The organism is Thermobacillus xylanilyticus (assembly GCF_907165215.1).
Taxonomy (GTDB): Bacteria; Bacillota; Bacilli; order Paenibacillales; family Paenibacillaceae; genus Thermobacillus; species Thermobacillus xylanilyticus.
The window spans coordinates 100,795-111,340 of the sequence record NZ_CAJRAY010000001.1; the positions used below are offsets into that span (position 1 = coordinate 100,795).

Here is a 10,546-nt window from a genome sequence, read left to right on the forward strand (position 1 = left end):
CAACGGGAATTTCAATCTCACCATGCCGGAAGTGTTGTCAACACCCGAGTTTTTTTGATAAACTCAGAGAAAATGCTCATATTCAAATGCGATGACGAGACGAGTAGACAAAGGGTGCGCTTTACCAGAGAGCTCCGGCAGCTGGAAAGGAGCAAAGCGTCTTTGTTGAAGAAAGACTCCGAGCAGCACATCGGAATCCGATGCCGGAGGATGGTGTGCCAGGTGCTCCTGTTACAGAGCTAGAGTATAACCGCTTGCGCTTGGGATGCAGCGGCGTACTCGAAGAGGCCGGTTTGGCGACAAACCGGCGAATCCGGGTGGTACCGCGGGAACGACATCTCGCCCCAGAGACGAAGACTTGGGGCGGGATTTTTGTTTGCCCGAAGGCGCCAGGAACAATGCGGTATCCAATGATTATTAATTATAGAGGGAGTTGAGGGATCGATGGCAAGCAAACTCAAAGCGGGCATTGTCGGAGGTACGGGGATGGTCGGTCAGCGGTTCGTGCAGCTGCTCGACAACCACCCCTGGTTTGAAGTGACGGCCATTGCGGCCAGCAGCAGTTCGGCAGGCAAGACATACGAGGAAGCCGTGCGCAATCGCTGGAAAATGTCCACCCCGATTCCGGAACAAGTGAAGAACATCGTGGTGCAGGATGCGTCGAAGGTGGAAGAAGTGGCTGCCGGCGTCGATTTCATTTTCTGCGCCGTGGACATGAAGAAAGAAGAAATCAAAGCGCTGGAGGAAGCATACGCGAAGACGGGGACGCCGGTCGTGTCCAACAACTCGGCGCATCGCTGGACGCCGGACGTGCCGATGATCATTCCCGAGATCAACCACGCCCATCTCGATGTGATCGCGGCCCAGCGCAAGCGGCTCGGCACCTCGACCGGCTTTATCGTGGCCAAACCGAACTGTTCCATTCAGAGCTACGTGCCGCAGCTGCACGCGCTGCAGGCGTTCAAGCCGACCAAGGTCGTCGTCTCCACCTATCAGGCGATCTCCGGGGCCGGCAAGAGCTTTGCCGAATGGCCGGAGATGGTGGACAACGTCATCCCGTACATCGGCGGCGAGGAAGAGAAGAGCGAGCAGGAGCCGCTGCGCATCTGGGGCCGCGTGGAGAACGGCGAAATCGTCAAGGCGGACTCGCCCCTCATCACGGCGCATTGCATTCGCGTTCCCGTGACGGACGGCCACCTCGCGACCGTCCTCGTCTCGTTCGAGCGCAAGCCGTCCAAGGAGCAGATTCTGGAAGCCTGGCGCGCGTACCGGGGCCGTCCGCAGGAACTGGGCCTGCCGAGCGCGCCGAAGCAGTTCATCACGTACTTCGAAGAGAACGACCGTCCGCAGACGAAGCTCGACCGCGACCTTGAAGGCGGCATGGGCATTTCCGCCGGACGGCTGCGCGAAGATACCCTGTTCGACTACAAGTTCGTCGGGTTGTCGCACAACACGCTGCGCGGAGCGGCCGGGGGCGCCGTCCTCATCGCCGAACTGCTGAAAGCCGAAGGGTATATCCAGCCCAAATAATGTTCAAAGGCCGTTTCCTCCGGGAAATGGCCTTTGCTTATTCAATCCTCCTTGTACTTGTCCTTGAGGATGCCCGAACCAATCCCTGCGGCAACCATCAGAATGAGGGAACCGAAATTCCACAGGAACGTCCCGCCCGGGAGCGCAATATCCAGCCCCGCCGCTTTGTTCAGCAGCAGGACGCCGAGTTTGATTACGAGAAGCACAACCCCGGCCATGAACACGATGTCAAAAAAGAACTTCAACCGCGGATATGCGAGCTGCTTGCCGTCCTTGATCACCTTCCGGGTCAATTCCTCGTCGCTTCTCAGCAATTCGTCGATCGTCAACCCGAACAGGTCGCTGATCTTGATCAAAATTTCAATGTTCGGATAATTCGCGCCGTTTTCCCACTTTGAAACGGACTGTCTGCTCACATACAGCTTCTCGGCCAGATCATCCTGCGTCCAGCCTTTTTTCATTCTCTCTGCCTTCAATTTCTCTCCGAAGGTCATACCCACACTGCCTTCCCGTGGTTGATACATTCATTCTAGAGTCAACGCGCGCAAATGAAAAGGGCGCGGAAGAGCGCGGAATAATCCGTTTGTAAAAAGCGAAAGCCGCCCCGGTGGAGCGGCCAGACCGTCGCTTAGCCCCTTCTCCTTGCGTCATCCGGTGAATTTGTCCCGGTCCTTGAGCATTTTCGAGCCGACCACCGCAACGGCCGCCGCCATCAAGGGCCCGAAGTTCCACAAAAATGTCCCGCCCGGGAGCGCGATATCCAACGATGCCGCTTTGTTCAGCAGCAGGACGCCGATTTTGATTACGAAAAGCACAACCGCCGCCATGAACAGCATGTCAAAAAAGAACTTCAACCGCGTCGCCAGCTGCTTGCCGTCCTTGGTCACCTTACGGGTCAATTCCCCACCACTCCTCCATCATTCGTCGTTCGCAAGTCCATTCTAGAGTTGCCGCCAGGAAAATGAAAAGAACGCGTTGGTTGCACCGCCGCGCAACCTCAGGTTGCATTCGCTTAAAGCGGCGTCCGGCTGTGGAAATGCCTTATACGGAAACAAAAGAAGCGCGCCTCCGACAGGGCGGCTTCGCCTATACAAGCTCGCGATTGGTCAGTTTGACAACTTCCAGCAGATCTGCCTTATGGTTCGTCTCTTCATGGTAAAGCCATCTGTCCCGAACATGATCGACAAACAACACGCCGTTCAAATGGTCAATTTCGTGCTGCATGCATCGCGCCAGATAGCCTTCCCCTTCCATGATGACGGTCTCGCCCTTCCGATTCAGACTCTTCACCTTCACGCGCTGCGCCCGCTTCACAATCCCGTAATATCCCGGGAACGACAAGCACGCTTCGGGCCCTGTCTGCTCGCCCTCCATTTCGATGATTTCCGGATTGATGAGCTCGATCAGTCCTTCGCCGCAGTCCATGACTGCGATTCTACGAAGCACGCCGACTTGCGGGGCCGCGAGACCTGCACCTTTCGCGGCATATAAGGTTTCGGCCATATCGTTCAAGAGCTTGAAGGTTCTCTCGTTCATGTCCGTAACCGGCTTTGCCTTTTTTCTCAACAGGGGATCCCCGAAAGGCAATATTTGTTTCACTGTCATTATTGTGCCTCCTTGGCCGTCTCGGGAGGAATATAAACCCACAAGTCGTTGGGCGTACATTCCAGCGCCGTACAAAGCGCGTCAAGCGTTTCGGCTTTCATATGCCTGGGCTGATTCTTCAGCAATGCACTGATGGCAGGTGCGGAAATACGGTAATTCGCCTTTTCTTTCAGCAATCTTTGCAATGCGGCCCCCGTCCAAATCCCTTTCCCCGCCATCACCTGTCGCAACATCCACACCAGCATGCGCCGCACCGCCATTCCGGAGTATTAAGTAATGCTTAAAATTTTAAATCAACACTTAATTTTTTTCAAGAAAAAAAACAACTGCTCGAGGAAATGTCTCCATAAGAGCGGAAGGCCGCCCGCAGCGGGGCGGCTTCCTCCCGATTACACCTTCCGCACCGGCCGCAGGACGGCATACCCGTAACCTTCAGGGAAATGGCGCTGGTAGTCCTGCTTCGTCTCCTCATCCCATGCATAACCCTTCGCTTTGGGATCATAGTTCCACGCCGTATCCTCGATCGCCTTCATCACCGCGCCGTTGTCTTTCAGGTAGTCGAAGGGCGGGTGATGGAAGACCAGATACTCCGATTCCGGGATGACCCGGCATTCCATGCCTTCCGGGACGGGGCCGTCGTATTCGAGCGGGACGGGAATGCCGTACAGGTATCCTTTCTTCCCGTTCCGGTAAAACCATCCCGCCGTCTGCGCCAATTGCCCGGGGAGGACGTGATTGGACATGCTCTCCAGCGTGCCGCACACTTCGTCACACGAATGCCCGTTGTTCCAGAAGCTCATGTAGTCCGCGGCGCCGATATCCCAGATTCCGATGAACTTGTGCGCCGGAATGAACTCCACCTTGATCTCCACCGGCTTCACCCGAACTTCACTCATGCGATTCCGCTCCTTGATCCAATAGTGATAAGGCGAGAACACCTCCTGACGAATCGAGAGCGGGATGGGGCGGGGCGTTTTCCGGTAAGCCGCGGGCGTCATCCCGAAAGCCTTGTGAAAAGCCCTCGTGAACGCCTCCTGCGACGAGAACCCATACTTGACGGCGATGTCCAGCACCCGCTGGTCCGTGTCGCGGAGCTCCAGGGCGGCACGGCTGATCCGGCGGGTCCAGACGTAGTCGCGCAGGGTCATTCCGGTGTACTGATTGAACTGCCTGGAGCAATAGTAGGGCGAGTACCCGAGCTGCTCCGACATCTTGAGCAGGACCGGGTTTTCCGTCAAATGCTCCTCCAGCCAATCCACCATCCGCTGCACCATCTCGTTCCACTCGTACATGGAAGCCTTCCCTCCTTTCACCCTGATCGTATCACCGGCGGTTATCGCATGTTTGATTCGAGTTGCAAAGTCATGCATCATTCGCCATAGCCGTATGTCAAGCATTGACCCGCGGACCGGTGGTCCTTCAAGACGCCCAGCCCGACTGCCGCATGCAGGGCAGCCCCGACCGACGCTTCTTCCGCTACGCGCGGAATGGAAAGCGGCATGCCGAACCGCTCTTCGCAGATGCGCCGCAAATGCCGGTTGTGCCGGATCGCGTTGCCCGAACCGACAAGTTGCCGCATCCGGCCGCGCATCGCTTCGGGAAGCCGCTTGTAGAAGTCGAACAGCTCTTCCGCCATGCCTTCCAGGAATCCCGACACCAGATGCGCGGGGGTGAAGTTGTCCGGCCCGATTCCCGTGATGGAACCGGTCTGTTCAGGTTCCGTGCGGGTGCCGTAAAACCGGGTGGAGACTTGCAGCGGACGCGCCAAAGGAAGGAAGCGGTCGAGCAGTTCCTCCATTTTCCCGTACAGCGGCGGAACGTCCCTCCCGTCCCCGAACCATTCGAGCACGCTTCGGAAAAACGTCTCCAGCATCGCATACGATTTGCCGCCGGAGAGGGAGGCGCCGACGAGCAAATATCCGCCGCCCGGATAAGGCCGGGTCTCCAACCCTTCAATCGCGCAATACCGGCCGGTGTACGCGGTCATCTGCCCGCCCGTGCCGATATTGATCAGCACGGATTGCTCCGGGTCATGGACGGAACCGAGAAAACTCGCCTGATTGTCGCCGATCGCGTGAAAGACCGGAATGCCCTGTCCGGTTGCGCCCACACGCGTCGCTGACGCGACCACCTGCGGCAGCATCTGCTCGCCGAGCCCGACGGCGTTCAACGCTTTCGTATCGAAGCGCCCGTGTTCCACATCGAAGAAACCGAGGCTCGCCGCCATGGAAGGATTCATGACCGGAACGCGTCCGCCCCCTAGCCGCATCGCCGCATAATCGGCAATCGTGCAAAGGGCCGCCGCCTGATCCGGCACGTTCCCCTGCCGGGCGAGCACCGCGTGCGTCACCAGGCCGAATCCCGCCGCAATCGGGCGGCCGGTTTCGCGTTCCAGCCATTCCACATATGTCCCGCGATCATCGGCCGGCTCGAGGCCGCGCCGATCCTGCCAGGTATACAGCGGACTGACGGCTCTGCCCGACCGGTCCACGTACAACATGCCGTGCATCTGCCCGGTGATGCCGATCCCGGCCGCAACCGGATATTGCGCGGTCAGTTCTTGAAGCATTTCCCGAACGGTTAGCAAGATTCGATCAGGGTCCTGTTCCGCTCTCACCCCGTCGGCCTGCAGCCATGCGTTGTTGGGCCGGGTGACCGACCGCAGCAGCCGGCCGCCCGGCACCTCCAACGCCGCGCCGCAGATCGAGGTTGTGCCGATGTCCAGCCCGATGACGATCACGCCGATCCCGCCTTTCATGCCCGTACAATTTCCAGTGTAACCGCGCCGTGCAGGTGCGAGCAATCCGCCTCATAGAGCGAGGGGCACGCCGAAGGGGACCACTTCAACGTCTCGCCGTTCGCCCGCACCGATGACGGAGGCTGATCGGCCGCGAAGATGAACGTGCCGCCTTCCCGCAGCCGAACCATGCACGACTTCCCTTCCTCCCATTGCCGTTCTACCGCTGCGCTAGAGACGAGCTTGTCCGCGAGGCCGATCGGCGTCACCGCACCGCGATCGGGGACGAGCAGGAACAGCCTGCATTGCTCGGCTTGCAACGCGAACGGCAGCGATTGCCCGCGCGCGAGCCGCACGGCCGTGCGGGAGAAGTGCTCATATACCCACGCCGAATCCGCGGTCATGTCCGGAACATCGTCCAGCGATATCGCGCCCTGCACGTCCGTCTGCGCCTCGCAGATATGGAAAGCGGCGACCACCCCCGCTCTGCCCGCCTTATTCCACAGCTTCAGCGGCAGCGGTTCAGAGATCGGACTGCGCATCAGGCAGTCCGGCGTGGGATTGGCCGTCCGGTCGCAGCGAATGATCTTGCCGTCACGGAAGATAAGCGGCCAGACCCTGGCCGGGTCGGTTCTACCAAGCGCATCGCTGAAATAAACGGGACCGCCGCTGACCGCCCGAAGCACCATGTTCTGTACATCGTCGTGATTTTCCGTCCAGAACATGTCCCAATCGCCCCAGTACCACGCGCCGTGGTAGTAGGAGTTGTAGGCGTTCTGCAGTGCATGTTCCCTGAATCCGTGCCTTTCCTGCGGCACGAAGTCGTCGCTGTTGCGCGACACCGCGGACACGGGGCGATGCCAGATGTTCTCCGCGGACATCCCCATGCAGTTGATGATCGTGCGGTCGAAGTGCAGCGCCGCCGATGCCTCCAACGCCGTGTGCGCCGCGGAGGCCGCCTGGCCGACCGGCAAGTGGTGACGCAGGAAGTTGTGCACGGCGCTCTGGCTGTCCACCTTGACAAAATCGACCCCCTGGCGCGCCAAATACCCGTGCCACGCGTGCCAGAAACCGAACCCCCGGCCGGCATCCGGATACGGCATGACGTTGCCGCGGCGCGTCGTAAACAGATACTCCCGCAATTCGCGCGCCATCTCACTGTCGGGATGGATGCCGTCCCAATAGCCGGCGATCGTATGCCAGACGCCGACCCAGCGAATGCCGTATTGCCGCTTGAGCGCTTCAATCGTATGCGCGAGGCCGCGGGGAAATTTCGCCGGATCGGCATCCATGCCGTACAGCTTGCGATCGCGGACTTCCGACCAGCCGTCGTCGATCATCACCCAGCGCACGGGAAGCCCGAGGCGCTGCAATTCTTCCGCCTTGGCGAGCAGTCCCTTCTCGTCCACCTCGTGATAGAACGCGTCCCAGCTGCACCAGCCGAGATAGTCCAGAATCTCGGGATACACCTTCGCGTTGCGCGGAAGCGTCTGGCCGTTCAGATGCCGCAGGGCGAGCGTGACGTTCCGCTCCGGCAGGAGATACGGGTTCTCCCCGCCGCCGAGAACGAACGCCAGCGTGCGGCAGGAGGTCATGCCGCCTTGACCGGAGAAGATGCGGACCGCGAGGCCGCCCGCCCGGCCATCCGCCTGCAGATCGGCGCGGTACGCCGGGCCGGTGACCGGCAGAAGCTGAAAGTACGCCGACGGGGTGCGCCACAGCAAGGACACCGTCCGCTCGGGTAGCGCGCGCAAATCCGAATCAAAATGCGGCCGCGTCCACCAATCCTTATGCTGGTAGTTGGCGAGCACGCCTTGCAGTTCATCCAGCGCGCCGATATGAATGAGCAGCCCGTCATCCGGGGACAAGGCGCGACGGTCCCCGAAATCGTTGCTGCGGACGATCTCGCCCTCGACGAACGCCGCCACCCCCTCCGGGCAGCAGCGCAGCGTCAGGCGGACGACGGCTTCCTTCGCCTCTTCATCGTCTTGATAGACGTGCACATATTCGGCACAGGCGGCGCCTTCCTGCCGTTCGACCCTGTGCAGGGCCAGCTTCCGGCGCTCCCCGCCTTCGAGCCGCACCGAAACGCCGATGCCGCGCAATACCGTGTTGCCGCCCCACGCGATCGCGACGGAACCGGAATCGCGCGCACGGCTGTCTAGATAGGTAAACATGTGGATGCCTCCGCTGCTCAGACTTCGTCCCATTCCAGCAGATTCGTCTCCCGGACCGGAAGCTCCGCGTTGTTCGGCACCCGGAACGTCTTGATTTCCCCGGCCGGAAGGAAGCCTTGATCGTCCGGTTCCATTTCGGCAGGAGGATCTCCGCGTCGGTCGCCTTCTTCGCGGATTCGTAACATTGGATGATCAGGTCGTCGTTGTCCTCCGCCTTCTTGATCGCGCTGACGATCACATTATCGCGGCTCACTTCCACGAAGGCATCCGTCTGCGGCAGCGGCCCTTCATGGTACGTCTCCGCGAGCGCGATCGGCCGGCAGTTCAGCTCCGCCGCCCTGCGCACCGTCTGCGCGTCGACCCAGGTGCCTTCATGCGGCAGCATGGCGTAATGGAACTGCTGGATGCCCTGGTCGATGAACGCATATTCCTCGTCCGGATTCGGCTCGTACGGAATGTGATGCGCGTAGATCGGACTGCGCAGCACCGTCAGCGCCAGCTCCTTGTTGCGGATGCTGTAACTGTATTTCGCGTCGTTCATCAGGCTGAAGCCGTAGATTTTGTTGATGCCCGGCACGAGCCCGGTATAGTCGACCCAGCTCTGTCCCGGTTCTTCTTCGCCGTTCGATTCCCGCTCGATCGTACCGTACGGGATTTCATACGTATGCGTGCTGAACACGACGTTCATCGGGAAGATGAGCTTCAGCATCTTGAACTGCTCGCGCCAGTCGACCGTTACCTTCACATCGATCTGGTCGCGGTCCGGATACATCGAGAAGTCCTGGATCAGGCGGGATTTGCCGTACTCGCTGACGACCCGGATCGTCGACTTCACCGGGCCGTGCTCCACGCGGCGGACCTTCACCGCCTTGAACTCCCCGACCGCGTTGTGGAAATGCAGCACATCATGGCTCCACGTGTCGGACGTGTCCGCGATGACAACCGGACGCGCGCCGGCGCCCTGGAACACTTCATGTCCGACCTTCTTGTCATACAGCCGCTTGATCCATCCGCTCTCCGGATCGAATTCCAGGCGGAAACGGTCGTTCTCCATATAATGGTCGCCCGCCTGGATCGGCTCGCCGACCGGCCGGATCGATTCCGATTCCTTGACGAGCTTGTACACGCGATACCCCATGGGCGGCAGGTCGGCCATGAAGCTGAGCCGGTAGCGGCCCCTCGCGGCGGCCAGCGATTTGACGGTCTGGAACGGCACGGGCCGCCCCTGATCGTCCAGCAGCACCGCGTTCGGCTTGATCCCGCCGACCTCCAGCTCGACATTCACCCGGCTCGCCCAGGCGTGCGGGTTGAAGACGACGATCGGCAGCATCGACTCGTCCTGCTCGATGCCGATCCGCCACGAGAGCGACTGGATCGCGTAGTTCAGTGCCCGATCGCCGATCGCCATCGCCTCGCCGTACAGATACAGCGCATCCTCGTAAGCCGGCTCGATGCTCGTGCCCGCCAGAATGTCGTGGAACTGGTTGAACAGCACGTTTTTCCACGCCTGCTTCAGCTCGGCCGCGGGGTACGGCTGTCCCGTGAGCCAGTACGCGAGGGCGGAGAATTTTTCTGCCGCCATGAGCTTGTTCTCCGCGCGCCGATTCCACTGCTTGATCCCCGAATGCGCGGCATAGCAGCCGCTGGCGTGGTGCTGCAGATCGCCGTGGACGACCGGGAGCTGAAGGCCCTTGTTCTCCGTGTCGCGGAAATAATGGTCCGGCGCGGCGAACACCAGCTTCGGCAGGTCCTCCCGGCCGCTCAAGCGTTTGATGCTCTCGATGTTTTCCTTCGTCGGACCGCCGCCGTGATTGCCCACGCCGTAGAAGAACATCAGATCGTTCAGCGGTTCCCTGAACTCGCCCAGCACGCGCCGCACATGGTTCTCCAGATCTTTGCCCCACGACAAATATTCGTACATGATCCGGAACGTCAACACCTCGGAGCCGTCGTCGGAACGCCACCGGAACAGCCGGCCCGGCAGCCCTTTCTCGTTCGGCATCGGGCGCATCATGACGTAATAGTCCATGCCGCTCTTCTTCAAAATCTGCGGCAGCATTCCGTTATGACCGAAGCTGTCGACGTTGTAGCCCACCTTCGCGATGACACCGAACTTCTCCTTGAAGTAGCGCTGCCCGTACAATCCCTGCCGGACGAACGACTCGCCGCCCGGGATGTTGCAGTCCGGCTGGATCCACCAGCCGCCGACGATGACCCAGCGGCCTTCCTTCACCCGCTGCCGGATCTCCTCGAACATGGCCGGATCGCTCCGCTCCACCCATTCGTACATCGCCGCCGAGCTGGAGGTGAAAATAAAATCGTCGTATTCCTTCATCCGGTCCAGCGCGGATCGGAACGTCGCCTTCGCCTCCTGAAAGCCTTCCTGCCACTGCCACAGCCAGACCGGGTCCAGATGCGCGTTCCCGATCATGTACAACCGAGCCTTTTGCATAATTTCGTTTTGAAGCCAGCTTCATAGGGAGTCCTCAACTAGCAG

At 60.2% G+C, this 10,546-nt stretch carries 9 protein-coding genes and 1 other annotated feature; of the genes, 1 reads left to right on the plus strand and 8 read right to left on the minus strand.

The genetic code is table 11. From position 1 onward, the window contains the following. Positions 1 to 82: 82 nt before the first annotated feature. Positions 83 to 350 (plus strand) — a binding site (T-box leader). Positions 351 to 444: 94 nt separating this feature from the next. Next, positions 445 to 1,530 (plus strand): aspartate-semialdehyde dehydrogenase, encoded by a 1,086-nt coding sequence (gene asd / locus KJQ12_RS00440; protein WP_213483026.1) that lies wholly within the window; start codon positions 445 to 447, stop codon positions 1,528 to 1,530. A gap of 41 nt (positions 1,531 to 1,571) precedes the next feature. Here the strand turns inward: asd and KJQ12_RS00445 are convergent, their stop codons facing one another. The 8 genes from KJQ12_RS00445 to KJQ12_RS00475 form a co-directional block, all read right to left on the minus strand. Further along, entirely contained in the window at positions 1,572 to 2,024 is a 453-nt protein-coding gene (locus KJQ12_RS00445) for a helix-turn-helix domain-containing protein (RefSeq protein WP_213483027.1), read from the minus strand. A 153-nt stretch (positions 2,025 to 2,177) separates the two neighbouring features. Further along, positions 2,178 to 2,429, minus strand: coding sequence for a hypothetical protein (locus tag KJQ12_RS00450; protein ID WP_213483028.1), 252 nt, complete (start codon positions 2,427 to 2,429; stop codon positions 2,178 to 2,180). Positions 2,430 to 2,616: 187 nt separating this feature from the next. Then, positions 2,617 to 3,135 (minus strand): peptide deformylase, encoded by a 519-nt coding sequence (gene def, locus KJQ12_RS00455; RefSeq protein WP_213483029.1) that lies wholly within the window; start codon positions 3,133 to 3,135, stop codon positions 2,617 to 2,619. Next, positions 3,135 to 3,380 (minus strand): helix-turn-helix domain-containing protein, encoded by a 246-nt coding sequence (locus KJQ12_RS00460; RefSeq protein WP_015253126.1) that lies wholly within the window; start codon positions 3,378 to 3,380, stop codon positions 3,135 to 3,137. Before KJQ12_RS00460 ends, def begins: the two co-directional genes overlap by 1 nt. Before the next feature lie 144 nt (positions 3,381 to 3,524). Further along, positions 3,525 to 4,427 carry an AraC family transcriptional regulator gene (locus KJQ12_RS00465; protein WP_213483030.1) on the minus strand — a complete coding sequence of 301 codons (903 nt, stop codon included), beginning with the start codon at positions 4,425 to 4,427 and terminating at the stop codon, positions 3,525 to 3,527. Positions 4,428 to 4,504: 77 nt separating this feature from the next. After that, the gene (locus KJQ12_RS00470; RefSeq protein WP_213483031.1) at positions 4,505 to 5,893 is read right to left on the minus strand and encodes a sedoheptulokinase; all 1,389 of its coding nucleotides are present in this window, start codon (positions 5,891 to 5,893) and stop codon (positions 4,505 to 4,507) included. Further along, positions 5,890 to 7,956 carry a Sip1-related alpha-galactosidase gene (locus KJQ12_RS19470; protein WP_244860330.1) on the minus strand — a complete coding sequence of 689 codons (2,067 nt, stop codon included), beginning with the start codon at positions 7,954 to 7,956 and terminating at the stop codon, positions 5,890 to 5,892. Before KJQ12_RS19470 ends, KJQ12_RS00470 begins: the two co-directional genes overlap by 4 nt. Beyond that, on the minus strand, positions 7,853 to 10,480 hold the full coding sequence (locus tag KJQ12_RS00475; RefSeq protein WP_213483032.1) for an alpha-mannosidase: 2,628 nt from the start codon (positions 10,478 to 10,480) through the stop codon (positions 7,853 to 7,855). Before KJQ12_RS00475 ends, KJQ12_RS19470 begins: the two co-directional genes overlap by 104 nt. Positions 10,481 to 10,546: the final 66 nt, after the last annotated feature.